The organism is Akkermansia sp. NBRC 115031 (assembly GCF_030268505.1).
GTDB lineage: Bacteria > Verrucomicrobiota > Verrucomicrobiia > Verrucomicrobiales > Akkermansiaceae > Akkermansia > Akkermansia massiliensis.
Map to the genome: position 1 here is coordinate 420,113 of NZ_BSQU01000002.1, position 24,748 is coordinate 444,860.

Consider the following 24,748-nt stretch of genomic DNA (forward strand, 5'->3'; position numbering starts at 1 on the left):
GTGAGGCCGCCGGCGGAACGGAAAGACGGAACCGGGCGGGGATGTCCATCAGGGCAAATCATGCCGGACGGCGCGTTCTATTTCATGGAACAGCAGGAAATGGTCTTTCAAATGGTACAGCCATGATCGGATGTCGGCCAGTTCGTGGGTTTCCAGCATGACCACCGGGAAGATGAACGGATTTTTTTTAACGGAGACTTCAATGAGGCCGATGATTTCATTCCTCCTGCTCAGGACGGGGATGGCGAGGTATTGCATGTATTTTTCCTCCGGGGGCTGGTTGCGCTTCCGGAAGAAGCTGCGCCGCACTTCCGCCGGGCCGGAGAGGACTACGGGGCTGAGATGGCGTTCAGCGAACAATTGTTCATCCAGCATGGAGGGAGTTCCCGTCACGGGCCGCGGAGGCTGGGCCAGCAGGGACGGGATGTCGTTATTGTGTTCTCCCTGCGCGTAGCCTGTGACGCGCAGGAAGGTCTGGCCCTGCTGCCGCTCCGCCTGGATGTAAAGCACTTCAAAGATGAGGGAGCTTTTATATTCGGCCAGGGCTGCGGCGATGGTGGAACACAGGAACAGGCAGGCGGAGTTGAAGCTTTCCGTCGTTGCGCGGGAGCCGTCCGCTTTTTTCTCCCGGCGGTCTTCTCCATTCAGCTTGTTGGCGAAGTTTTCATATTCCCCGCTGAGGGCGGCGTAGGTTTTTTTGTAAAGAGCCGCACTGCGGTTTTTCAGGGTGCAGGCCTGTTTCTTCATCTCCCGGTTCCTGTTGATCAGCCTCTGGCATTCCACGTGCCACACGATGAAAGCGGCGCCCAGGATAACCAGCAGGACGATTTTTCCCGTGTTGGCGCCTTCCATGGGCGTCCCTCCGATGATGGAGATCACAACGACCAGGATGGGCTGGAACAGGTTTGCTTTTTTGAGGAAGGAGGGCTCTTTGAACATAAGAAAGATGCGGGAGAAAGGTTGGTTGAAAAGAAGGTGATGCTGTACAAGTCTTGTTAAAGGTGTGTTATTTGTTGATTATCAAAAATATTCCATATTGAAGGTTGAAATGGTGCGGAATGAAAGCAGGAAGCGGAGAGGTTTTTTCTTATGCCATCTTAAATTAAGTTTATTTATAATCAATGAGTTTTTTGTTAATTTAGAAGCATTCTAATACGATATTTCTTTGAATGATAAGGCTTCCTTTGTTCCAATAATTGTTAGGAAAAAATAAGAGTTTTCCATTTGGGAAACGATTTGTTAAATCGCAGTGTTTTGATGTGTTTTATTTTGATTCATGGAATATCTTTGTTTACAGGGTAAAAGCATGGAGAGCCGGAGCAAGCTCCGTCCGGAGGGCCGGACTCCTTGCGGAATTGTCCGTCAATATCCGGATGGGGAAAAGGAATGGTGAATGGGCCCCCGGATATCAAGGGGGGAACAAATATTATTCCGGCTTTTTACCGGAAATGATGCGGGTTTCGGCTCCGGTGGCTGCGGTGCCGGAACGTCAGGGCTTGCCCCTGGAAAAACCCTGCCGCGGTAATGTTCCGTGCGCGCCTGCCAGGCTACCCGCCGTGCCGCATTATTCGGCATGGTTTTCTTCTGCCCACTTCCTGTACTGTGCGGACAGTTGTTCAATAAGCGGCTGGTGCCTGGAAGCGAGGTTTTTTTGTTCCGTCCTGTCCCTGATGTCGTATACCTGCCAGGGGCCGCGGTTGGGAGCCACCAGCTTGAATTGGCTGGTCAGGGCCGCGCGGTTCCTCTGGTGCTCCCAGAAAATGGTGCGGGAAGGGCAGGTGCCGGGAATGTAGTCCCATACCCTGGACGGAGGAAGCTTTCCGGGATTGGCCCAGTAGGCGTTGAGCGGCTTGCCGTCCATGTGGACGGGAACCGGAAGCTGGGCCCACGCCAGGCAGGTGGGGGCGAGATCCTGAAGCAGGAAGGGGGAGTGATAGCGCGCGCCGGGACGGATTCTGGAAGGGTAGCGGATGATGAAAGGCGCGGACAAGCCGCCGTCAAAGGTCTCAATCTTATACTGGCGGTAGGGAGTGTTGGACACGGCCGCCCACATGGGGCCGTACCCGTCCCGGCAGCCGGCTTCCCCCAGCGGACCGATGGGAAGAACGGTTTTCTTGTTCCTGTTGTTCTGGGGCATTTCCGCCGTTGCGCCGTTGTCTGACAGGAACATGACGATCGTGTTGCCGCTGAGGCGGTGGCGGTCCAGGGACGCAAGGATGCGGCCTATGCCGCGGTCCATGATGGAGATTTGGGCGGCGTAGGTGGCCATGCACCTGGAAAGGTAGTCCTTGCGCTCTGCTGTGGCCTTTTCATAGCCGGAAGGATTGAATTTTCCTGCCATGCCCAGCTTGGCGGAGGGAGGGACGATTCCGAGCTGTTTTTGTTTTTCCAGCCTCTTGGAGGCGATGGCATGCGGAGATTTTCCGCGGTAGGACGGCAGCATTTTTTCTATTTCCTCCCGGGGGGCCTGAAGGGGGGTGTGCGGGGCCGTGTAAGCTACGTAGAGGAAGAAGGGTTTTTTGCTTTTGGCGGCGTCGTCAATGTAGGCCAGGGCCGTTTGGGTGATGTCTTCCGTCATGTAGAAATCCTCCGGCAGGTCCTCCGGCCGGAGCAATTTTCCGTCTTCTCCGAAGGGGCGGTCCGGCATGGGCTTGTAGTAATCCGCCGCGCCTCCCAGCAGGCCGCGGGAACGGTCGAAGCCGCGGTCCCAGGGGTAGGTTCCGCGGACTTTCCCCAGATGCCATTTTCCGGAAAGGTAGGTACGGTATCCCGCTTTTTTCAGGAGTTCAGGGAGGGTGGGGATATCCGGATTCAGCCGCCCGCGGTAGCCGGGGCGTCTGCTGTCGTCGTCCAGCAGCCCTACATCCACCTTGTGGGGCTCGCAACCGGTCATGATGGAGGCGCGGGAGGGGGAGCAGCGGGAAGCCGTGTAGCACCGTGTAGCCAGCATGCCCTGTGCGGCGAGGGAGTCCAGATGGGGAGTGGGGATTTCCGAGCCGTAGCAGCCCAGGTCGGACCATCCCATGTCGTCAGCCAGGATGAGGACGATGTTGGGCTTGTCCGCCGGGGAGGGAACAGGGGAGAGCAGCCAGAGGGCCATGCAGGCCAGGAGGGGGAAACTTGGAATGAAACGCATGGGAGGAACGGGGTGTATGATAAAGCAGGCAGGCCCGCGGACGGATCCTGCCCGGAGGCTGGAAAAGGAAAGCTGTCTTCCCTGTTGGCCCGGACAGCTTGCGCGACCGGGAATTCCTCCGGAAAAAGCCGGGTGGGCGGATATGGTGCGCCGGAAAAATGCGTCTGCTACCACCACAGGACGGCGCAGAGCAGAATGGCGGCTCCGTAGGCCATGCCGCCCAGGCAGAGGGGCGTCCACCAGGCCGGTTTGGAGCATATCTTGTTCACCATGTCACGGTACAGGTAGGGCTTGCCTATCCAGAGGAGGGAAAGGAAAATGACAATGTAGCACCAGATGGGGATGAGCAGCCTGGTGACCGGATCCTGGAGGAAGGCCGCGCTGAGAAGAGGGGCCGCCACCATCAGGCCGAAGATGCCGAGCGCCCGCGGAAAGAGCAGGTTTTTCACCTGGGTGACCATCAGCACCAGGAAAACGGGACACGCAAGCTGGAGCAGCCAGCGGATGCCTTCAAACTCCGCCAGTCCTACCCGGAAATAACTCAGCACGCCCAGCCCTTCCGGAGCCACCAGCAGGAAGAACCAGAACAGGCCGATGGCCAGCAGAACCTGGGCCAGCAGGTGGTTGCGCGGGGAGGCCAGCAGAAAGGCCTGCACCTGCTGCCTTTTTACCAGTGCGTAAAGGTGAACCAGCAGCAGAACGGCGCCCAGGACATATCCCGCCACGGGCAACGGTATCATTCCATCATACGGATGCAGGAAGGGAGCGTGCTGGTTCATCTGAACGCTAACCTTAATGATTATCCCGGCTTCGTAAAGGCGAATCAGCGGGAGAGAGAAGAAAATTCCATCGGATTCCCGGCGTCAGGCCGCTGGAATTCCCCCGCAGCCGGCGGAGGAACGCAGGCTCAGGAGCCTTGGGTGACTTTTTCAAACGTGGGATCCTCCACAGGGGTGATTTTCCCGTCCGCGTAAAGCACCATGATGCCTCCCTGATGGCGTTCCAGGGCCGGGACCACGATTTCCTCAAAGTCCTGTTCCGTGATGACGCTGCGCCCGTCAAGCGGAATGCCGTCGCTGATCCAGGGCTTGCCGCGCAGGGCCTGACCGCGCGCCACGTTCATGGGGCGTCCCTTCCGGTTATCCAGCCAGCTAGTGTAGGAAATGGTGTCCGGGCTGGCGGGAAGGATGGAATCTTCCGCCGCGAGGATTTCCGGCCGGTTGTCATTCTTGCAGCGGAAGGTGTCCGGAAGCATGTTCGGCTCCTTGTCGTTCCGGGCGATCAGGTCGGGCTGTTCTGCGTTCACGATGGGGGCCAGGGCGTCCCACCAGTTCCGGCACTCCCTGGCGGTCAGAAGGCTGTCCTTCATGCCGCTGGAGGGCAGCTTCCCGCCGTTCTGGCCTGCGAATTCCTTGCCCCAGTCGCTGATGCGGCGCAGGTTGTCCGTGCAGCGCGTTCTGGCCGCAGTCTCCGTAGCATGGGAATAAATACTGTAGGATACGCCAGCCAGCAGGGCGATGATGGCGATGACCACGAGAACTTCAATAAGCGTGAAACCTTTGCTGCGTGAGGGGAGTAAGCGGGCTTTCATGATTTCCCGCCATTATGCACGATTGCCGCCGCTTGAAAAGGCAGAAACTGCGCCCTGGGGCGGAAAAGCGCCGGACGGAGCTCCGGAAACGAAAAGGGCCGGTCCCGTGAAGGACCGGCCCGCAGGAAAGGAAATGGCTGGATTGCGCTTACTTGGCGGAAGTGACCAGCGTGGCGAAGGATTCCGGCTTCAGGGAAGCGCCGCCCACCAGGGCGCCGTCAATGTCCGGCTGGGCCATGAGCTCCACCACGTTTTCCGGCTTTACGGAACCGCCGTACTGGATGCGCACCCTGGCGGCGGTGTCCGCGCCGAAGACGTCGGAAATGACCTTGCGGATGAAGGCGTGGGCTTCCTGCGCTTCCTTGGAGGTGGCGGTCAGGCCGGTGCCGATGGCCCAGACGGGTTCATAGGCGATGACCAGGTTGGCCACTTCTTCCGGGGTGAGATCCTTGAGACCGCCCTTGAGCTGGATTTCCAGCACGGGTTCCAGAATGCCGCCCAGGCGTTCATCCTTCGTTTCACCGATGCAGAAAATCGGGGTGATGCCGGCGGCGATGGCCTTCTTGATCTTGGCGTTGATGATGGCGTCCGTTTCTCCGAAGTACTGGCGGCGTTCGCTGTGGCCGAGCACGACGTACTTGAGACCCAGTTCATTCAGCATGCTGGTGGAGATTTCCCCGGTGTAGGCTCCGTTGTCATACTGGGAGACGTTCTGGGCGCCTACGGCAGTGCAGGAGCAGCCGTTCAGGGCGTTCAGCACGGAGGGGATGGTGGTGAAGGGGGGAATGACGACCACGTCGCATGCGACGTCTTTTCCCTTAACGAGGTTTTTGAAGCTTTCGATGAATTGGGCGCCTTCGGCGGGGCCGATGTTCATCTTCCAGTTGGCGGCAATGATGGGTTTGCGGGACATAGTGGAATGAGATTAATCAGGAGCACGCATTGTTGCCAAATTGGGGCCGAGGTCAAGCACAGATCAAAAGGGCCGCATACGCGCCGTCCGATTTTTCCTCATGGGGAAGGATGAGTTTTTCCTCCTTCAGGGTCCATTCCGGGTGGTTTTGCAGAAAATCCCTGACCACCAGGCCGTCTTCCTCCGCGTCAATGGAACAGGTGGAATAAACCAGCCTGCCGCCCGGCTTGACGGCCTGGGAGGCGTTTTCAAGAATGCTCCTCTGGAGGGCGGCCAGGCGGCGGATTTCCTGCGGGGTCAGGCGCCAGCGCACGTCCACGCGGCGCTGGATGACCCCGGTGTTGGAACAGGGCACGTCCAGAAGCACGGCGTCAAAACGGCGTTCCCATTCCGGAGGGCAGGGGAGGGACCAGTCCGCCTGCGCCGTCCGGACGGAGGAGGAACCCTGCCTGTCCAGGTTTTCCTTCAAGGTGGGCAGACGGTGTTCATGGAGGTCCGTGGCGGTCAGGCGCGCCTTGCCTCCGGTAGCGGCGATGATGGCGGCGGATTTGCCGCCGGGGGCGGCGCAGGCGTCCAGGATTTCCTCGCCGGGCCGGGGAGCCAGCAGGTCGATGGCGTAGCGGGTGGAGGGGTCCGCCACGTAAAGGGAGCCCGCTTTGATCTCTTCCAGCGGCAGGGCGCCGTCTACGGAGAACCAGCCGGGAGCGCGGTCCAGCGGAGCCAGGGAGGCTGGCATGCCGTTCACGGGGACCAGCGGATTGGCGCGGACGTACAGGCGCGGCGTGGTGTTGTTCCAGTGGAGCAGGGCGCGGACCGTTTGCGGCTCCATCTGCTGCGTCCACCGCTGCACCAGCCACGCCGGGGTGGAATAAAGAACGGGAAGCGGCAGTTTTTCCCGTTCCTCCAGGATGGCTTTCTCCCGCCGAAGCGCGTTGCGCAGGATGGCGTTGACAAGCCCCCGCAGGCGTGCGGGCGCAAGATTGACGGTTTCATACACGGCGGCGTGGTCTGCCATCCCCAGCAGGAAAAGCTGGCACAGCCCCAGTTGGAGGATAAGGCGCATTTCCAGGTCCAGCCTGCCTTTCCGCAGGGAGTCGATCACATGGTCCAGCCAGGTCTGGTTGCGCAGCACGCCGAAGACGAGGGCCTGCACCAGATGCCTGTCCGCCGTGGAAAGCGCAGCCCGCGAACATTCCCGGTCCACGAGGGTTTCCGCAAAGGAGCGGCCTTCATGCCAGCGCATCAGGCAGGTCAGGGCTGTCTGGCGGGAGGTGGGGGGATTGTTCTTCACCGGGGAACTCTACATGCGGAACGTTCAAGTTTCAACCTGCAAAAGCAAGCGGCGGAAAAAGGGCGGTTTTCCGGGGTTGTTCCGGCTTTTGCCTGTCTTTTCTGGGGCTTCCCGCTTCCTTCCTGTAAATGGCCTGGAGCCTTTCCAACTGGTCTTTCCTTGTTTCCGCCAGATTGTGCCTTTCCTCCGGGTCGCTGCTGATTTGAAAAAGGAGCCACTTGTCCTGCTTGTGCGTGAGCTTCCAGCCGTCCCCCGTGATGACCGTGTGGTCCGCCACTACGTAATCGCGCTGGCTGGAAGGTTTGCCGAAGAGCATGTTTTTATAGGAAACGGAATCCTTGCCTTCCGGCATGCCCACTCCCGCCAGCTCGGCAAAGGTGGCCATATGGTCGTAGCTGGCTACCAGGCTGCGGCAAACCTTCCCGTGCGGCACGGTCCCGGGCCAGGAGACGATGAGGGGAATGCGGATGCCCCCTTCATGGTTGGTCCATTTCAACCCGGCCAGGTTGACCATGGCGTTCTTTTGGCCGATGAGCCCGCGGCTGCCGCGGAAAACGTCCAGCAGCTCCCCGGTACCGTCCAGAACGCCGCCGTGGCAGTTGAGGCCGCGGCCCCGCTCCTTGTCCGTGCGGTAGTAAAGTTCATGCCCGTTGTCGGAGCTGAAAACGATGATGGTGCGCTTCTCCAGTCCCAGCTTGTGCACCTGGGCCAGGATGGCGCCCACCTGCCTGTCCAGCTTGTCCACCATGGAGGCGTATTCCTCCGCCGCCCCGGCGCATTCCCTGTTGCCGCCCGCGGCGCCCGCATAGGCCTGGCGGATGGCTGGATGACCGGCATACTTGTTCTCTGCGGGGGGAATATCCACCGGGCCGTGGGGCAGGTTGGTGGAGAAGAGGATGAACATGGGCCTGTTCCGGTTTTCCTCCATGAACTTGAGGGTCTCCGCCAGCATGGCGTCCGGAGCGTACGTCACTTTTCCGTCCCGGTTTCCTCTCCGTTTTTCCGTGGCTCCCGGCCCGTAAATCTCCGGGGTCTTGCCGCCGTCGGCATGCGTGTTGCCCGGAAGGGGAAGGCGTTCGCCGTCTTTCCAGAGGAAGGAGGGATAATAGCCGTGGGCCCGCTGATGGTCCATGTATCCCACGTAACGGTCCCATCCGTGCCTTTTCAACTCTCCGTGCCAGGTGGTGAAGCCCCACTCCAGCTTTCCGAACTGGCCCGTGACGTATCCTGCCTTTTTCAGCAGTTCCGGAAGGAAAACCTCTCCCCCGGAAGGCTTGATGCGGGCCGCCCTGGCCGCTTTCTTTTCCAGTTCCTCGTTGGACCAGCCTTGTTGTTCCGCCGTGATGACCAGGCCGCCGTTTGTCTGGGTGTAGGAGCGGGAGTGGCTGTCATGCACGCCCATGAGCAGGGAGGCGCGCGCCGGGCAGCAGTATTGGCTGCTGTAGCACCGGGTGAACATGATGCCCTGTTTGGCCAGGCGGTCGATGTTGGGCGTTTTCACGATCTCCTGGCCGTAGCAGCCCAGCATGCCCATGCCCAGGTCATCCGCATAAATCAGAATGATGTTGGGCCTGGAAGCGGCAGTGGCCGGGACCGGACAGAACGCCAGCGCTGAAACAACTGCCAGAAATGTGCATGATATAAATCCCATCACGGGCAGTACGTGGAAAAGGAAAGGATTGTTGCAAAGAAAAAACCGTCCGGAACTGGTATTCCGGACGGTTGATTGAAAACGTTGTGTTGCGGGGGCTTAGTTGCCGTAGGGCTTGTTGACGCGGCTGAACTGCTTCAGGCGCAATCCATTGAGGTGGATGAAGCCTTCCGCGTCGTCCTGGTTGTACAGTTCCTCATGGCCGCCTTCCATCGTGGCGATTTCTTCGGAATACAGGGACTGCGGGGAACGGCGTCCGGCGTACATGACGTTGCCCTTGTAAAGCTTCAGGCGCACTTCCCCGTTGACGGTTTCCTGGGACTTGGTCACCAGAGCCTGGATGGCTTCACGTTCCGGCGCAAACCAGAAGCCGTTGTAAACCAGCGTGGCGTATTCCGGAATGAGGGAATCGCGCACCTTCTGCACTTCACGGTCAATGGTGATGGTTTCAATGTCGCGGTGGGCCGCCAGCAGGATGGTGCCGCCGGGGGTTTCATAAATGCCGCGGCTTTTCATGCCCACGAAACGGTTTTCCACAATGTCCACGCGGCCGATGCCGTGCTTGCCGCCCAGGGCGTTCAGCACGTACATGACGCCCAGCGGGCTGAGCAGGGTATAGCCGTCGCGTTCCCCCTTCGGGGTGACGTCCAGTTCTTTCAGCAGGGCGTCAAGGCCGTCGTACTTGATGCCGATGGCATCGCCCTTTTCATACAGGATCTGAATGTATTCGGCCTGGTCCGGAGCGTCTTCCGGGGAAACGGAAAGCTTGTACATCTCACGGTCGGCGGGGGTGGTGCCATCGTACCAGGTATCTTCCAGCATCCCTGCTTCAAAGGAAATGTGGAGCAGGTTGCGGTCCATGGAATAAGGCTTTTTCAGCGACTGGCGGATCGGGATGCCGTGGGATTCCGCGTAGGCGATCATTTCCGTACGGCCCGGGAACTGCTTGCGGAATTCGGGGTCGCGCCAGGGGGCGATGACCTTGATGTTCGGGGCCAGGGCATTGACGGCCAGTTCAAAGCGCACCTGGTCGTTCCCCTTGCCGGTGGCGCCGTGGGCGATGGCGTCCGCTCCTTCACGGATGGCCAGGTCCACCATGTCCTTGGAAATGCAGGGGCGCGCGATGGAGGTGCCCAGCAGGTAGCGGCCTTCGTAAAGGGCGTTGGCCTGCATCATGGGGAAGATGTAGTTGGCGGCGAAGTCTTCCTTGAGGTCGCCGATGAAGCACTTGGAGGCTCCCGTAGCCAGGGCCTTGGCTTCCAGGCCGTCCAGTTCTTCCGCCTGGCCTACGTCTGCGCAGTAGGCGATGATTTCGGCATTGTATTTTTCCTTGAGCCACTTCAGAAGAACAGAGGTGTCAAGGCCGCCAGAGTATGCAACTACGATTTTCATGTACGTCAATGATTAGTGTGCGGCGGCATGATGCCCCATTCCCCCCCCGGAGGAAAGGACAAAATCATGTTTAACCACGGGCTTTTTCCCGGAACTGTCCGGAGCGGCTTCCCCGGGATGGTTCCTGAACAAAAACGAGTGGAGGTTCGTCAGGATTCGTTCTCCGCATAAGCCCGGAAAGCTGCTTTTAATTCTTTTTCTTGCCTCCTCTATACAGAAACTCCGTCTCCTTGGCGCGTCCCAACGTCCGGTCCACCAGTCCGTTGATTTCCCGGTCTTCGTATCCCGCCATCCGGATGTACTGGCGCGCTTCCGCCGCACGGCCGGGAAAGTATCCAACCAGGATGCGAATTAAATCTTCCTCCAGCCATTCTTCTATCTCATATTTCATATCATCATTTCTGCCTTGGGCCACGATGAACTGGTCTTCCCAGCCAAAAACACGTCCCTCCCGGTGCACCTTCCACGTGTTCTTTTCCCCTTCCTTCCATCGCTTCCTCAGCTTTTCTTCGGAAGTCGCCTGGTGCTCCTTCCGGAATCCTTTTAAAATTACCGCTGTATATAACGCGCTGAACTTTCCGATCTCCTTCTGGTTCACGTTCATGCGTCCGGCAGATTCTTTTTTTATAATACGGCTTAGGCATGAAACGGCTACCCTCTTCGTATCCATATCTCCCGTCCTTCTTCCGTATTCCCACGGATGCTCTCCGCTGAAGTCCACCTGGTAGAACGGCGCCGCCGTCACCAGACCGCACAAGTGGTACAGTTCTCGGCATTGTCTTCCCCTCAGGTCATCAATATGGATCACACAATAGATTTGGAACAGACGGGCTGTGCACATGTAGAACAGTTCCAGCTCGTTCTTTTTGAGCATTTCCTGCAGGTGCCAGAGCGGAGGATACGGTTCCTTCACCGGCAGGTACATCCATCCCATCTCCGCCAGCATGCGGTAGCCCGGATACTCGCGGGGCTGGGCCGTTTCCGGATAAGCCAGGGGAAGGCGAGACCCCGGGAGCGTGGCGGCTCCCTGCACCCGGGGCGTGATGCCGGAGCAAAGAAGGATGAGCGGGAGGACGAGGTGGAATGTTTTCATCATTATTGTGGGGATCATTATTTGTTGTCTTGCGGGGAAAACGCATGGGTTCCCTGCTGGGAGTCGCGTTCCACCTGGCATTCAAATTTGGAAATCCATGCATGGACGGCTTTTCTGGTCCTGGGGTCCGTCCACCGGACCTTGAAGCTTTGCGTCACGGTATTGAGCATGTAAACATCCCGGTGCAGAATAGACTGCACGTAACGTTTACATGCCCAATCCCATTTCTGTTCCGGGGCATCCGGACTCAATCCGCCTTTCACCTCATTCATCGTCTTTTTCCATGCTATGGTGTCAATGACCCTGTTGCCGGGATCAATCTGGGACCATGTTTCTCCGGGCCGGTGCCTGCCTCCCAGGGGAGGAAAAGTTTTGTCGCTGGCGTCCGCGTCTTTTTCAATCACATGGATATTCTGGAAATTAACTTTCGTGGGATGGATCGTCAATTCCAGCTGGGCGGAAGCTCCGGGTTTGCCCCGGTCCTGTGCGTGATCCGTGGGAAAACCGGGAAACTTCCCAGCGTCCGCAATCATTCCCCTGCCGCCTCCTTCCTTTTTCCTGTGCTTCCCGGTGATGTGGGTAGGGAGGCACACTTCTAGTTTGAGCGGTTTATCGGGCATCTGCTGCGTTTTTGAACCATATGCCCAGACTTTGATCGTGTTATTATTTCCGACGGTCTTCGGACTCAAATCCTCATTGATCAACAATGTTACTTCTCGTTCCCCATCAGTTATGCCGTTAAAGCTGCCCAAATGCCTCCCGTCCGCCAGGCTCCACCTGATATCCTTATCCTCTCCGATGAGCTCCTGCTTCCCGTCAACGTCAAGGTAACCTTCTCGCCCATGCCCACGCAGGTCCTTTTTTTATCCTCGTCCTCGTCCGGATTCTGTCCTTCTTCCTTGGCGATGTGGTAATCCGCGGAATACTCATGCGTTTTCGATTCAATCTTCAGACCTTGCATGGGTTCCTCCTCTTCCGCCGTCACACGGCAGGGGCATGCAAGAAGTGCGCCAAAGACGCAGATCTTCATAACAACCTTGTTTTTCAACAACATTCTTGAAAAAGTTTTCCAAAAATACGATTGAAGTCAAGGGAATTCCCATTTTATGCTGATGCCTTGCAGATATGATCCCGTTCCGCCGGGGAAGAAATGATTAGGAAGAGTTAAATAATCGACTGCTTCCGTTCCGCCGGAAACGCCTGTGAGGCTTTTCCTGATGGTGCCGCTTGCGGAAGAAACAGGCGTTCAAGCCGATGTGCGGAAGCCGCCAAAAAGGACGGATGACATTGAAAACGGCTTGAATTTGATGAAATTGAAAAAAAGCGCTTGATTTTTCATCCCCGGCCCTCTACTTATTCCGCCGAACTTATGGCTAAGAAGAGCTGGATCGCAAGAGACAAGAAAAAGGCTGACACCGTCAAGCGCTACGCGGAACTGCGTACGCAATTGAAGGCTGAGAAGGATTATATCGGTTTAACCATGCTGCCCCGCAATGCAAGCCCGACCCGTACGGTCAACCGCTGCCTTGTTTCCGGCCGCCGCCGCGCATTTATCCGCCGTTTCAAGCTTTCCCGTATTTCCTTCCGCGAACTGGCCAACGCCGGCATGATCCCCGGTGTGACCAAGTCCAGCTGGTAAGGGCTGGGAAAGGTTGCAGCCTTATAAAGATTTTGACGCTAGGCTGATTTTTATTTAGCCTAGCGTTTTACTATGCCCATATACGAGTATATTTCCGAAAACCCTGACGACCCCGGCCAGTCCTGCCCGGTGTGCCGCCGCGGTTTTGAATTGCGGCGGCCGGTGGACCGTGCGCCGCTTGAAAAGTGCCTGGTGTGCAAGCACCCGGTGCGCAAGGTCATTAGCCGGATCAATGTGCCGGAGGCGACCAAGCCCCTTTCCGTTTCCGACGCCAAGGCAGCCGGGTTCACCGTGCTGGAGCGCCGGGACAAGGGCGTTTATGAAAAACTGTAACACAAAAGCCGGGAAACATTCCGGCCTCCTTTCCCGTATACTACTTGAAACAGAATGAATGATCCGGACCCTCTGAGTATTCTTGCGGCCTTCGGGGCCGCTGAAGCGCCCGACGCTGTTCCGGCGCTGGGTGGAATGACGCTGGCGATTGCCGGCTTTATCCTTTTTTTACTGCTGAACGCGTTTTTTGTGGCGGCCGAGTTCGCCCTGATGAAGGTTCGCGAAAGCCAGCTGCACGCCGGGGATGGCGTTCCGGCGCGTACCCGTAGGAAGCTGGCCCGGGCACGGAAGGCGGTCAAGCACCTTGACCTGTATCTGGCCGCCTGCCAGGCGGGCATTACCCTTTCTTCTCTGGCGCTGGGATTTCTGGGCACGTTTTTCGTGGCGGAGCTGACGGCTCCCTTCCTTGTTTCCTTGGGGCTGGGCGGTAAGGTTCCCGTTTACGGCATTGCCCTGGCCGTTACGTTTATTTTCTTTGCCTGCTGCCAGGTTATTTTTGGAGAGTTTATTCCCAAGGCCATGGCGGTGCGCCATCCGGACAGGGCGGCTCTGGCGACGGTCCCGCTGCTGCATTTCTTTTACACGGTGTTCAAATATACGGGCATTCTTGGACTGACGGACGGAATTGCCCGGTTTGTGCTGAAGTACCTGCTGGGTATCGATCCCCGCTCCACGGCCTGCACGGTTCACAGCACGGATGAACTGATGTACCTGGTGGAGGAAAGCGAACGTTCCCGAGAGCTGACGAAGCAGGAGGCGGAGATCTCCAAGAATGCCCTTGAACTGAACGACATGTGCGTCAAGGACGTGATGACGCCGCGTTCCGAAGTGGACGTGATGGATTTGACGGCCCCCTTTGAGGAGAACTGGGAACTTGCCCGGAAGTCCCGCCATACCCGTTTCCCCCTGGTGGAGGGCGACCATCTGGACGAGGTGAAGGGCTGGGTGCACGTCAAGGATCTGCTCAAGCTGGTAGGGCAGGAAAATCCGGACCTTAGAAGCGTGCGGCGTGAGTTGCGCGTGGTGCCGGATACGATGCCTCTGGACAGCCTTCTGACGTTCTTCCTGAAAGAGCATGCCCATTTTGCCCTGGTGGTGGATGAGTTTGGTGATTCCATCGGCCTGGTGTTCCTGGACGATGTGCTGGAACAGATCGTGGGGGACGACATTCAGGATGAGTTTGACCAGGAGGAAATGCGGGAATTCGTCAAGACCGGCAAGGATACGTATGCCGTGAACGGAGCCGTTACCCTGTTTGACTTGGCGGATTACCTGCCTGAAATGGACCTGGATTGCCCGGGCGTCACCACCCTGGGCGGTTACGTGATCAGCCGGCTGGGTTACATTCCGGAAGAAGGGGAGGAATTGAAGATTGGCCGCTACCGGGCCGTAGTGACGGGGTCGGACGGCAGAAGAATCACGCAGATTCTGCTGACCCGCCTTCCGGAAGAACAGGAGGAGGAATGAGGCCATGACGGAAAAGTCACACCCGGATATGAGTTTTGAAAGGGAGGCCCGTTCCTCCGGTTTTCTTTATGTGGCCGGGGTGGATGAAGCCGGCCGCGGCCCTTTGGCCGGCCCCGTGGTGGCCGGGGCCGTCATTCTGCCTGAACTGCCGGAGGAACTGTCCGGGTTGAATGATTCCAAGCAATTGACCGCGGCTAAGAGGGAACGCCTATTCCTGGCTCTGCTGGATTGCGAACAGGTGGCCTGCTCCGTGGGAATGGCTTCCGTGGAGGAAATAGACCGTCTCAACATCCTGAGAGCCACTCATCTGGCCATGGCGCGCGCCGTGGAAGGACTGGCCCCGCATGCGGATTTCTGCCTGGTGGACGGCTTGCCCGTCAAGGGGCTTCCCGTTCCGCACCGCGCTATCGTGAAGGGAGACGGCAGGAGCCTTTCCATTGCCGCCGCCAGCGTGCTGGCCAAGGTGACGAGGGACCGCATGATGACGGAGGCGGATGCCTCCTATCCGCAGTACGGTTTTGCAAAACACAAGGGATATGGCACGAAAGCCCACATGGAAGCCCTGCGGAGGCATGGGCCCTGTCCGCTTCATCGCCGCTCGTTTGCGCCGGTTTCACAAATGGAACTGTCCATTCCTGAATAGGAAGGAGCGGGATACGGCATGGCTGGGAATGTACGGGGAACTGGCAGCGGCCTCTTTCCTGCGTGGGGAAGGGTTTTCCGTTTTAAGGAGGAATTGGCGTCCCGTCAGGGGCGGGGAACTGGACCTCGTGTGCCGGGACGGGAACTGCCTGGTTTTTGTGGAAGTGAAAACCCGTACGGGAAACGGTTACGGGGGAGCCCGCCGCGCCGTGGACGCCCGCAAAAGGGCGCTGATACGGCGGGGAGCGGCGGAATGGCTCCGCCAGCTTCCGGAACCGGTTCCCTCCCGTTACGATATTGTGGAAGTCCTGTACCGGGAGGGGAAGCCCCCGGAATTCAGGCATATACGCGGAGCGTTCAGGGAGAAGGATTTGCCCGCTTCATGAAAAGCGCCGCAGGCGCAGGGCGTTCAGAATGACGGATACGGAGCTCAGGCACATGGCCCCTGCCGCAATGACGGGAGAAAGCAGGATGCCCCAGAAGGGATAGAGGATGCCGGCGGCTATGGGGATTCCCAGAGCGTTGTACACGAAGGCGAAACCCAGGTTGGATTTCATGTTTTTCACGGTGGCGGTGGAAAGGGCGAAAGCCTTGGAAATCACCAGCAGGTTCCCCTTCACCAGGGTGACGCCGCAGCTCTGCATGGCTACGTCCGATCCCGTTCCCATGGCGATGCCCACATCCGCTTCCGCCAGTGCGGGAGCGTCGTTAACGCCGTCCCCCGCCATGGCGACCACGGCGTTCCCGCTTTTCAGGGAGGCGATGAGCGCCTGCTTGTCCGCCGGTGTCATTCCTCCGTGGAATTCGGAAATGCCCAGATCCCTCGCCACGGCTTCCACCGTCGCGGGCGCGTCCCCGGAGGCAATGATGATGCGGATGCCGCGCGCAGTAAGGTCCGCCAGGGCCTGGCGCGTGTTTTCTCGGATTTTATCCGCCAGGGAGAAGGCTCCCGCCGCCTGGCCGTCCACCGCGGCAAAGACGGTAACACGGCCCTGTCTCCGCTGTTCTTCCACCCACGGAGCCAGGGAGGAGATGTCTACGCCCCGCTTCTGCATCATGTCTGCGGTGCCTACGCAAACCTTGCTGCCCTGGAAAGTCCCGGCCACGCCGCCGCCCGGGAAGGACTGGAAATCCTCAATGGGCGACAGGGTGAGCTTTTCCTCCGCCGCCTTCTGGAGGAAAGCGCGCGCGATGGGGTGTTCGCTGTTCTGCTCCAGAGAGGCGCACTGGGCGAGCAGCGCGTCCATATTCACGTTGTTCCCCGTGGTTACGTTGACCAGGGATGGCCTGCCTTCCGTGAGGGTGCCTGTCTTGTCCATCACCAGGATATTGACCTTGTGCATGGTTTCCAGAGCGGCCGCGTCCCGGAAAAGGATGCCCAGGGAGGCCGCCTTTCCGGAAGCCACCATCATGGACATGGGAGTAGCTAGGCCAAGCGCGCAGGGGCAGGCTACGATCAGGACGGCGACGGCGTTCACCAGCCCGTGCGGCCAGGATGGCTGCGGCCCCCAGAATCCCCAGGCGAAAAACGTGAGAACGGCAATGAGCACCACCGCAAGCACAAAGTAGCGCGCCACCTTGTCCGCCAGCCTTTGCATGGGGGCCTTGGTCCGCTGGGCCTGGGCCACCAGGTTGACGATACGCGCCAGGACGGTGTCATTCCCCACGTTCTGCGCCGTCATGGTGAAGGTGCCTGTGGTGTTCAGCGTGGCGCCGATCAGCTTGTCGCCGGGAACGTGGGAGACGGGAATGGGTTCTCCGGTCAGCATGGACTCGTCTACATCGCTTCCCCCGTCCTTCAGGACGCCGTCTACCGGAATCTTTTCTCCCGGTTTCACTCTCAGCACGTCGCCGGTCTGCACGTCCTTCAGGGGAATGTCGCTTTCCACCCCGTTGGGGAGTACCAGATGGGCGGTGGCGGGGGCCAGATTCATCAGGGCCCTGATGGCTTCCGCCGTACGGGACCTGGCTTTCAGTTCCAGCACCTGGCCCAGAAGGCTGAGGGAGATGATGATGGCCGCCGCCTCATAATAAACGGGAACATGCCCGTCATGGATAAAAACGGCGGGAAACCAGCCGGGCACGATGGTAGCGGCCAGGCTGTACAGAAAGGCGATGGAGGTTCCGGCGCCGATCAGCGTCCACATATTGGGATTGCGGGTCTTGATGGAATCCCATCCCCGGACCAGGAGCGGCTCTCCCGCCCACAGGACCACGGGGATGGCCAGGAACAGTTCCACCCAGTTCTGGACTCCGGCGTTCATCCAGCGCGCAAGATGGCCGCCCATGGAAATAATGAAGATCAGGACGACGAAAGGCAGGGAAAAATAAAAACGCCTGCGGAAGTCATTCAGCTCCGTATCGTCCCGGGCGTTTGCGGAAGGGAGCAGCGGTTCAAGCGTCATGCCGCAGATGGGGCATGCTCCGGGATGATTCTGCCGGATTTGAGGGTGCATGGGACAGGTGTACACCGTACCGGGAGCGGCGGCCGCAGACTCCATGGCAGAGGAATGGTCCATGTCTTCATGGTGGTGCATGGGCATGTCCATGCCGTGTCCGGCGTCCGGAGGGTGGGCAAGAGCTTCTTCCGGCGCTGCCGTGAATTTATCCCGGCAGGAACGGCTGCAGAAAAAATAGGTTTTCCCCTGATAGCCGGCCTTCCAGGGAGTATCTTCCCCGACTTGCGCTCCGCAGACGGGGTCCGTGTGTCCGGAAGCTCCATGCCGGGCATGCGGGCTGTTGGTCATATCCATACGGAAAGTGAGACAATTCCGGGACCCTTTCCGTTCCGGGACAGCCATGATTGGAAAAACCGCGGAAGCGGCTTCAAGCCCGCATTTCTCCATGCGGGCACAGATTGCGCCTGTCTATTATATATAGTGCAGGAGGAAAAATCATTCCGCCCTGAGCGCCAGAATGGCTTCCATGAAATCCTGGGGAATATCCATGCGGGCCAGTTCGTCCTGAAGAATGACGCCGTTGGCCCCGGCGTCCAGCATGCGGCGCGCGTCTTCCACGGTGCGGATGCCTCCTGCGGCCAGGACGGTGACGGAGGCGGGAATTTCTTCAATGAGTTTTTCCGTAACCGCCGGATTGGCCTGGAGGGTATGCGGGTCCGCATTGTTGATGCAGACGAATTCCGCTTCCAGGTCCATGGCGGTTTCAAGCTCATTCAGGGTATGGACTTCCATCATCACGTCCAGTCCCAGCCCGGAGGCCATGCGGTACAGGTCTTCCAGGTCCTTTTCCGGCAGGGCGGCCGCCACCAGGTTGACGGCGTCCGCTCCCGAGACGATGGCCTGGCAGATCATGGCGGGATGGATGAAAACGTCGCGCGCCATGACGGGGACAGTGCTGATTCTGGAAATGGTGGAAACCATGTCCCAGGAACCGCCGTATACCTCCGGTTCCACGGCGATGGAAATGCCCTGCGCGCCGCCCTGGATGAACATGCCGTACAGGTGGCGGAGGTCCTGGTTTGACTCCCGGAGGTTGAGGACGGGATGGACCCTGGACATTTCCGGGACGACGGAAAGACGGTTTTCCCCAAGGTCCACCGCCGTGCGGAATCCCGCATAGTCATTCCTCTGGATGGCGGAGGCCCGCAATTTCCCTTCCAGGGGAAGGATTTTTTTCAAGTCGGCGCGTTTGCGCTCCAGAATGCTGTTTAAATAATCCATATGTTACTTTTTGGGCAGGAAATAGGAACGTTGCTTTTCGGAAATGGAGAGGCCGGCCTGTTCCATGACGCACAGCATGTCTTCCCAAACCTTTCGTTTTTCTGAAATATCCTCCGTGCGGAGGAGGTAGCTGGGATTGTAAGTAACGCGTACGGGCGTGTCGAAAGCCGTGTGGAACGTCCCCCTCAGGGCGGAAAGCGGCGTCTCTCCGGATTGGAGAATGCCCCTGGCCGCGATGGCGCCCAGGGCTACCACCACTTTCGGGCGCACCAGCATGATTTCCTCCCGGAGAATGGGGAGGGATACCTCTATCTCCCGGTCCGTGGGCGGCCGGTTGTTGGTAAGCTGGCGCGGGAGGGCGGGGCGGTACTTGACCAGATGGGTCAGGTAAATGTCCGTACGGGAAAGCCCCATGGCTTTCAGCATGGCGTCCAGCTTCTGTCCGGAGGGGCCGGCCAGGGGGATGCCCTGCTTTTCTTCATACAGGCCGGGGGCGTCCGTGACCATCATGATGTCCGCCCTGGGACTGCCGGAGGAAAAGACGGGCGTGTCCCGCAGGGACTCCATATTCCGAAGCGGCGGCCAGTTGACGACCAGTTCCCGGAGGGAGGACAGTTTCTCTTCCTCCGTTTCACCTTCCAGGGCAAAGGAAATATGGCGGGGCAGCGTGGCTTCCTCCTCCGTTCTGCCCGGCTGTACTCCGTTGAGGATGTCCCGGAGTTCGTTGCCGAAGGAAACTTCATCCACGGAGTCCGGCGGCTGGCCTGGAATTTCCGGCGGCGGCTGCGTTTCTCCGGAAACAGAGGGGGCGGAAACGGAAGAGGGGATTTCCCCCCTGGCGATCCGCCGTGCGTCCATGACCCATTTCCTCAAGACCGTTCTGGCCTCCTCCGTGACGGCAACCTTCTCCACGCCCCGGGATAACAGGGCGCGCAGGTAGTCCAGCGTGAGGTGTTGGGGCAGGCCGGCAGACATGTTCGTTCCGGAGTGTAATCTATTTCCGGAGGGATGCAACAGCCCATTGGGTGTGCGCCCGGCCGCCGGGAGCAGGAGGCTTGGCGTCATCTGAAGAGCGTCGCAGGAAAGAGGGGAAAGAGAAAAAAGGAAGGGCGGCTATGAAATTTCCCCCCCTCTTGTCCATGAATGCCGTTCAACGGGGCAACGCCCGCCTGCAAGCGGGCATGCTTGTTCCGGGACCGTTTTACAGGAGGCAGGGAATTGATTCGTTCGCCTTCCGGCTTTCCTTGCTCTTCAGGGTTGAAGCTTCGTTTTCCGTCCAACCGGGCTTTTCCGGTTCCCGCTCCGGAAAAATTACAGGAGAAAACGGAAGGATTCCTTTCCTGCGCAGAGCGGGCTGTTCCCCGCATCTTTCTTTTTCTTGGCATGGAAGTTTCTCCAGAATTTGAAAAACTGCTGCAAGACGGGTTACGGGATGTTTTTTCAATCAGGCCTGCATGCCTTTTTTTCTATAGCTTTCCCATGGCCGGAGCATGCCCCGGTAAAAATCCCGTGTCCCGAATCCTTATTGCCGGGAAATGTTCTTCCCAACCTCTTCCCGAACCCTGCATTGCGGCATATTGGGAAGCAGGAAGGGCGCAGATAAGGAAACGGGAAAGGAAAAATTCACGTGGAAGCCTGAACAGCAAAGGGAAATTCGTTCAAGGGGAGACGCGATTTTTCCATCCATGACGGCCTTCCGGAATTTGGCCCATTGAACTTTTTTAGGGAATCTTTTGAAGGATTGAGGTCGATTTTCTCTTATATCATATTTATAGTAAGCAAGATGTATTAAAAATAAAAAAGTGTGTCGTGATGTGATAGAAAAAGATGTTTCGTGAAGTATATTATTTGTCATGATATGACAAAAATGCGGCATGTTTTATATATTGCTTATTTTTAGCGTTTTATATTAATAGGTTTTCCTTGTTTGGAAGGGGGTCGGTGAAAAAAAAGGATTGCCAAGGCAGAAATTATTTCGTACCCAAGAGCCGCCGTTGCCGATTTTTCGGCTTCCGCACATGGCCTGAAGGTTCTGCCGGAGTGACTGCCATGTGTATGGCGCCTAACCTCATACCGCATGAATTTAAGAATAATTGCCACCCTGTCTTGTGCCGTCGCGGCCATGTTTGTCAGCAGCTGCTCGACAAACGGAGCTGTAACCGGCATGGGGAAATCCAGTAGTGACGCCCTTGTTTTGGCCCGTGTAGGTGAAAATGCCCAGGGATTTGTTCAGCCCCTGGCGCCGAGCCGTTCGGCAGTGCCTTCTTCCAAGCTCCCCAAACTGGGGCGCGACAAACACAAGATGCCGTTTTACCACCCCGCCCAGCGCACTCGTGTAGTACGCACCACGGCTTATACCCATTCCGAACGTGACCATCTGGCCTACGGACCCCGGAATGCCGTTGGCACGACGCTGAAATACACTTCTTCCGTGCGCAGCGCCGCTGCGGACTGGTCCGTTTACCCTCTGGGAACAACCTTCCGCATCAAGGGGCAGCCCTATCTCTACGTCGTTGACGATTACGGGAGCGCCCTGGTCGGGACCGGAACCATTGACATTTACCAGCCTAACAAGAAGCTGATGAAGGAATGGGGCCGCCGCTATGTGGAACTGACCATCGTCCGCTGGGGAGACCCCGCCAACAGTCTGGAAGTGCTCGGCAGCCGCCGCGGCTACAGGCACTGCCGCGCCATGTATGCGGCCCTGCAGCACCGCGTGTCCAAGGGGCTTTACGCCAAGGCTGACTGACCGGATTCCTGAACCCTTTAACCCGGGCGCCGCCATTCATCACATGGCGGCGCTTTTTTATTTTCCGGCGTGCGTGCAGGATGGTAATCTGGCGGCATGGATACGAAAAAACGGGCTTCCATTGTCCGGGAGGAACTCATGTCCCTGTATGGGAACCCTCCCATTCCCCTGGCGCACCGCGACGCCTACACCCTGCTGGTGGCGGTTCTTCTGTCCGCCCAGTGCACGGACAAGCGCGTAAACCTGGTGACCCCGGCCCTGTTCGCCCTGGCTTCCACTCCGGAGGAAATGGCCCGGCAGGATGTGGAAGCGGTCCGGGAAATCGTGCGGCCCTGCGGCCTCTCGGAAAGGAAGGCGTCCGCCATCGTGAACCTCAGCCGCATCCTGGTGGAAAAATACCAGGGGCAGGTTCCCTGCGACTTTGCGGCCCTGGAATCCCTTCCTGGGGTAGGGCATAAAACGGCCTCCGTCGTCATGACTCAGGCCTTCGGCGTTCCTGCCTTTCCGGTGGATACGCACATTTTCCGCCTTTCCCGGTTGTGGGGGCTGAGCAAGGGGAAAACGGTGGAAGCCGTGGAACGTGACTTGAAAAGCCTTTTCCCTGAAAATTCATGGGGGGATCTTCATCTGCGCATCGTCTTGTACGGGCGTGAATACTGCTCTGCGCGGGGTTGCGGAGGGCGCTGTCCGATCTGCAGCCGGCTGGCCCGGGAAGACGGTTCCGCGGGTGTCTGAATTTTTGCCAGGGCCCGAAATGAATGCTTGCAAGTCTGAATTTGCATGCTTTAATACACCAGTATCTTTTCGAACAACCATATAACTTAAATTATGAAGAACCTTTTTAGACTGGGTTTCCGTTTCGCCGCATTTGCTTCCGTCCTGATGGCCGCGTTTTCTACATCCGCCTTTGCTCAGGAAGCTGCCGAAGCCGCTGTTCCGCAGGAACAGACCATGCTTGACAAATGGATCATCGCCGGTGGTTGGACCATGATCCCGATTATGCTGGTGGAAGCCTTCATCGTTTTCCTGGTAATCTACAACATGGTGGCTCTGAAAAAGGAAAAATTCTGTCCGGAAGACCTCAAGGTCACCCTGTTGCAGCTGATGGCCGAATGCCGCATCCGCTCCGCCATTGAAGTGGCAGCCGGCAGCCCCACCTATCTGGGCCGCCTGGTTGCGTATGCCCTGCCGAATGTGGACGCCACCCGTCCGGAAGACCTTGGCAAGGACGCCATTGAAGACGCCGTAGCCGACTTTACGGCCAATGAAAGCCGTTCCGTATTCAAATGGATTAACATGCTGGCCCTTTGCGCGCAGATTTCCCCCATGCTCGGCCTCTTCGGTACGGTGCAGGGGATGGTGGGCGCGTTCGGCACGCTGTCAAGCGCCGGACAGGCAGACCCCACCCAGCTTGCCGGTGACATCTCCGTGGCTCTTCTGACGACCTTCTGGGGCTTGATCAACGCCATTATCGCCACGCCGTTCTTCTTCTTCCAGAAGGGCATCGCCAACGCCCATATTGCCGAATGCGTAGGCACCGTGCAGGAAATGGTGAACACCTCCATCAACGTGGTGAACGCCGAAGCCCAGCTTGCCCGCATTCCCGAAGGCCTGGCCTGATCGCCGGGAAAGACGGTCTGGTCCGGAAGTTTCCGCCCAGGCGGAGCCGGGCCGGAGAATCTCAACCAAATGTAGCTTATGGGTAAGAAAAAAGCCAATGTAGCGGCCGACGAAGAGAGCGGGGAAATGGATATGTCCCCCATGATCGACATGGTTTTCCTCCTGTTGATCTTCTTCGTGGTGAACGCTACGGCCATTACCGTTAAAAAGGATAAGAACATTCAAATGCCCACGGCCAGCAGTTCCGGTGAAGTGAAATCCGCCAACGGCTGCATCGTGGTGAATGTGTACGGTGAAGGGGATGGAAAGCGTCCCGCCGGCATGGATCCCAACGTTCGCTGGGCTTCCGATGTCAGTGCGCCGCTCAACTCTCCGGATGAACTGAAGGAATATATCAAAAACCTTGCGGAACGCTTCAAGGACAAGCAGGACTTTGAAACCCGCCTGTATCTGCGCGGTGACCAGAAGGCCCTGTTCAAGGGCTCGCGGGAAGTGATTCGCGTGGCTGCGGAATGTGGCGTGGTCAAGGTGATCTTTGCCGTATTGCCTGCCAAAAATTCCTCTGCTGCAAACAAGGACGAATAACATTACGCGCTATGGCAAGACATAAAAAATTGGAGATGGTTGAGGATGAAGATCCCAAGCTGGATATTTCCTCCCTTATCGACGTGTGCTTCCTTCTGTTGATTTACTTCCTTGTGGCGACCTCCCTGATTCAGGAACGCAAGCTGGACATGTCCATGCCGGGGCAATCCGTGAGCGATACCGCCTCCCAGATTGAACCGGCGCTGATTCGCATCATCAAGGACGGCACCATTTACTGGGGCAAGGACAACAGCCTGATGATTGACAATGACATGAACAACCATAACCTGGCGACCCTCGTGCAGCAGCTGGAAGCCAAGAAACAGGAAGCCAGCGCCGTAGGCACCAAGCCGGTAGTTCAGTTGTGGGTGGAGGGCGATGTTCCCCACCAGCGCGTCATTGACGTCATGAACGCTTTGACGGAAGCAGGAATTACCACGGTGGCCCTGACCGACCTCAAGGACGACTAAGCCATTCACGGATGGACCGTGTTATTGATGTTCAGCTTCCCTGCAAGAGTGTGGAAGTGGCCTGCTGTCTTTTTTTCTTATGGTCCGGTCAAATCATGCAGCCCGGTGGGGGGCAATCCTGATCGTCTTCTCGAACGCCGTTCTGGCATTACCGTTGAAGGCGTCTCAGGAATCGGGCGCCTGCCGCAGCATCCCGGTTTCCGAGACGGCAGGATGTAGTGCGCGGCGGGGAGAGGAAGGCCTTCAGATGCGGGAAGATGAACATTCCGGAGAAATCAGGTCATCCTTCGGCAACATCGTGATCAATGTGTATGGCAAAAAGGAGGACAGGCGTCGGAAGGTATTGATTCCAGTATCCGCTGGGGATCCGGCTCCCATGAGCCTCTCCATTCCCCGGAAGAACTAAAGAAACATATCAAGAAGCAGGCAGAACAGCTGAGGGTAAAGGGCTGTAAGGAGCCTTTCCTCTATCTGCGCGGTGACCGGAGGGCTCTCT

26 protein-coding genes are annotated in these 24,748 nt (G+C 58.1%); 12 read left to right on the forward strand and 14 right to left on the reverse strand.

Going from position 1 to position 24,748, the window contains the following annotated elements; translation table 11 throughout:
• Positions 1-48: 48 nt before the first annotated feature.
• The 11 genes from QSJ36_RS04500 to QSJ36_RS04550 form a co-directional block, all read right to left on the reverse strand.
• A complete protein-coding gene (locus QSJ36_RS04500) occupies positions 49-939 on the reverse strand; it encodes a hypothetical protein (RefSeq protein WP_022397617.1) in 891 nt (296 codons plus the stop codon).
• Between the two features lie 625 nt (positions 940-1,564).
• Positions 1,565-3,136 carry an arylsulfatase gene (locus QSJ36_RS04505; RefSeq protein ID WP_285467213.1) on the reverse strand — a complete coding sequence of 524 codons (1,572 nt, stop codon included), beginning with the start codon at positions 3,134-3,136 and terminating at the stop codon, positions 1,565-1,567.
• Positions 3,137-3,303: 167 nt separating this feature from the next.
• Positions 3,304-3,915: a hypothetical protein gene (locus QSJ36_RS04510; RefSeq protein WP_102722842.1), complete on the reverse strand. Its 612-nt coding sequence runs from the start codon at positions 3,913-3,915 to the stop codon at positions 3,304-3,306.
• A 128-nt stretch (positions 3,916-4,043) separates the two neighbouring features.
• Entirely contained in the window at positions 4,044-4,727 is a 684-nt protein-coding gene (locus QSJ36_RS04515) for a prepilin-type N-terminal cleavage/methylation domain-containing protein (protein ID WP_102729028.1), read from the reverse strand.
• A gap of 148 nt (positions 4,728-4,875) precedes the next feature.
• A complete protein-coding gene (tpiA, locus tag QSJ36_RS04520) occupies positions 4,876-5,640 on the reverse strand; it encodes a triose-phosphate isomerase (protein WP_285467216.1) in 765 nt (254 codons plus the stop codon).
• 52 nt (positions 5,641-5,692) lie between these two features.
• A complete protein-coding gene (locus tag QSJ36_RS04525; RefSeq protein ID WP_022397612.1) occupies positions 5,693-6,931 on the reverse strand; it encodes a transcription antitermination factor NusB in 1,239 nt (412 codons plus the stop codon).
• Positions 6,932-6,962: 31 nt separating this feature from the next.
• Complete coding sequence (locus QSJ36_RS04530; RefSeq protein ID WP_285467358.1) at positions 6,963-8,582, reverse strand: sulfatase-like hydrolase/transferase; 1,620 nt, start codon at positions 8,580-8,582, stop codon at positions 6,963-6,965.
• A 99-nt stretch (positions 8,583-8,681) separates the two neighbouring features.
• Positions 8,682-9,974 (reverse strand): argininosuccinate synthase, encoded by a 1,293-nt coding sequence (locus QSJ36_RS04535; RefSeq protein ID WP_250715706.1) that lies wholly within the window; start codon positions 9,972-9,974, stop codon positions 8,682-8,684.
• Positions 9,975-10,161: 187 nt separating this feature from the next.
• On the reverse strand, positions 10,162-11,070 hold the full coding sequence (locus QSJ36_RS04540) for a hypothetical protein (RefSeq protein ID WP_022397609.1): 909 nt from the start codon (positions 11,068-11,070) through the stop codon (positions 10,162-10,164).
• Positions 11,071-11,084: 14 nt separating this feature from the next.
• Positions 11,085-11,687 carry a hypothetical protein gene (locus tag QSJ36_RS04545; RefSeq protein ID WP_285467220.1) on the reverse strand — a complete coding sequence of 201 codons (603 nt, stop codon included), beginning with the start codon at positions 11,685-11,687 and terminating at the stop codon, positions 11,085-11,087.
• A gap of 110 nt (positions 11,688-11,797) precedes the next feature.
• The gene (locus QSJ36_RS04550) at positions 11,798-12,121 is read right to left on the reverse strand and encodes a hypothetical protein (protein WP_285467222.1); all 324 of its coding nucleotides are present in this window, start codon (positions 12,119-12,121) and stop codon (positions 11,798-11,800) included.
• A gap of 315 nt (positions 12,122-12,436) precedes the next feature.
• On the opposite strand from QSJ36_RS04550, the gene rpsN reads away from it, so the two are divergent.
• The 5 genes from rpsN (at position 12,437) to QSJ36_RS04575 (ending at position 15,534) form a co-directional block, all read left to right on the forward strand.
• On the forward strand, positions 12,437-12,706 hold the full coding sequence (gene rpsN, locus QSJ36_RS04555; protein ID WP_022397607.1) for a 30S ribosomal protein S14: 270 nt from the start codon (positions 12,437-12,439) through the stop codon (positions 12,704-12,706).
• Positions 12,707-12,778: 72 nt separating this feature from the next.
• Positions 12,779-13,039 carry a regulatory protein, FmdB family gene (locus QSJ36_RS04560; RefSeq protein WP_022397606.1) on the forward strand — a complete coding sequence of 87 codons (261 nt, stop codon included), beginning with the start codon at positions 12,779-12,781 and terminating at the stop codon, positions 13,037-13,039.
• 54 nt (positions 13,040-13,093) lie between these two features.
• On the forward strand, positions 13,094-14,506 hold the full coding sequence (locus QSJ36_RS04565) for a hemolysin family protein (protein ID WP_215443518.1): 1,413 nt from the start codon (positions 13,094-13,096) through the stop codon (positions 14,504-14,506).
• Positions 14,507-14,534: 28 nt separating this feature from the next.
• Positions 14,535-15,149, forward strand: a complete 615-nt coding sequence (locus tag QSJ36_RS04570) for a ribonuclease HII (protein ID WP_249853113.1) — start codon at positions 14,535-14,537, stop codon at positions 15,147-15,149.
• Positions 15,150-15,177: 28 nt separating this feature from the next.
• A complete protein-coding gene (locus tag QSJ36_RS04575) occupies positions 15,178-15,534 on the forward strand; it encodes a YraN family protein (RefSeq protein ID WP_102727550.1) in 357 nt (118 codons plus the stop codon).
• On the opposite strand, the gene QSJ36_RS04580 is transcribed toward QSJ36_RS04575, so the two are convergent.
• The 3 genes from QSJ36_RS04580 to QSJ36_RS04590 form a co-directional block, all read right to left on the reverse strand.
• The gene (locus QSJ36_RS04580) at positions 15,529-17,901 is read right to left on the reverse strand and encodes a heavy metal translocating P-type ATPase (RefSeq protein ID WP_285467227.1); all 2,373 of its coding nucleotides are present in this window, start codon (positions 17,899-17,901) and stop codon (positions 15,529-15,531) included. The two genes, QSJ36_RS04575 and QSJ36_RS04580, sit on opposite strands and share 6 nt — an antisense overlap.
• 141 nt (positions 17,902-18,042) lie before the next feature.
• The gene (locus QSJ36_RS04585; protein WP_022397601.1) at positions 18,043-18,828 is read right to left on the reverse strand and encodes a glycerol-3-phosphate responsive antiterminator; all 786 of its coding nucleotides are present in this window, start codon (positions 18,826-18,828) and stop codon (positions 18,043-18,045) included.
• A gap of 3 nt (positions 18,829-18,831) precedes the next feature.
• Positions 18,832-19,803: a uracil-DNA glycosylase gene (locus QSJ36_RS04590; RefSeq protein WP_285467232.1), complete on the reverse strand. Its 972-nt coding sequence runs from the start codon at positions 19,801-19,803 to the stop codon at positions 18,832-18,834.
• A 168-nt stretch (positions 19,804-19,971) separates the two neighbouring features.
• Here QSJ36_RS04590 and QSJ36_RS04595 point away from each other — a divergent pair, with 168 nt between their 5' ends.
• From QSJ36_RS04595 to QSJ36_RS04625, 7 genes are all read left to right on the forward strand, one after another.
• Positions 19,972-20,517, forward strand: a complete 546-nt coding sequence (locus tag QSJ36_RS04595; protein ID WP_285467234.1) for a hypothetical protein — start codon at positions 19,972-19,974, stop codon at positions 20,515-20,517.
• A gap of 388 nt (positions 20,518-20,905) precedes the next feature.
• On the forward strand, positions 20,906-21,577 hold the full coding sequence (locus QSJ36_RS04600; protein WP_240454353.1) for a 3D domain-containing protein: 672 nt from the start codon (positions 20,906-20,908) through the stop codon (positions 21,575-21,577).
• A 96-nt stretch (positions 21,578-21,673) separates the two neighbouring features.
• Positions 21,674-22,312, forward strand: coding sequence for an endonuclease III (gene nth / locus QSJ36_RS04605; RefSeq protein ID WP_022397597.1), 639 nt, complete (start codon positions 21,674-21,676; stop codon positions 22,310-22,312).
• A 93-nt stretch (positions 22,313-22,405) separates the two neighbouring features.
• Complete coding sequence (locus QSJ36_RS04610) at positions 22,406-23,197, forward strand: MotA/TolQ/ExbB proton channel family protein (RefSeq protein WP_022397596.1); 792 nt, start codon at positions 22,406-22,408, stop codon at positions 23,195-23,197.
• A 78-nt stretch (positions 23,198-23,275) separates the two neighbouring features.
• Positions 23,276-23,782: a biopolymer transporter ExbD gene (locus QSJ36_RS04615; protein ID WP_022397595.1), complete on the forward strand. Its 507-nt coding sequence runs from the start codon at positions 23,276-23,278 to the stop codon at positions 23,780-23,782.
• Positions 23,783-23,793: 11 nt separating this feature from the next.
• Positions 23,794-24,252 carry a biopolymer transporter ExbD gene (locus QSJ36_RS04620; protein ID WP_022397594.1) on the forward strand — a complete coding sequence of 153 codons (459 nt, stop codon included), beginning with the start codon at positions 23,794-23,796 and terminating at the stop codon, positions 24,250-24,252.
• Between the two features lie 79 nt (positions 24,253-24,331).
• Complete coding sequence (locus QSJ36_RS04625; protein WP_285467239.1) at positions 24,332-24,658, forward strand: hypothetical protein; 327 nt, start codon at positions 24,332-24,334, stop codon at positions 24,656-24,658.
• Positions 24,659-24,748 lie beyond the last annotated feature (90 nt).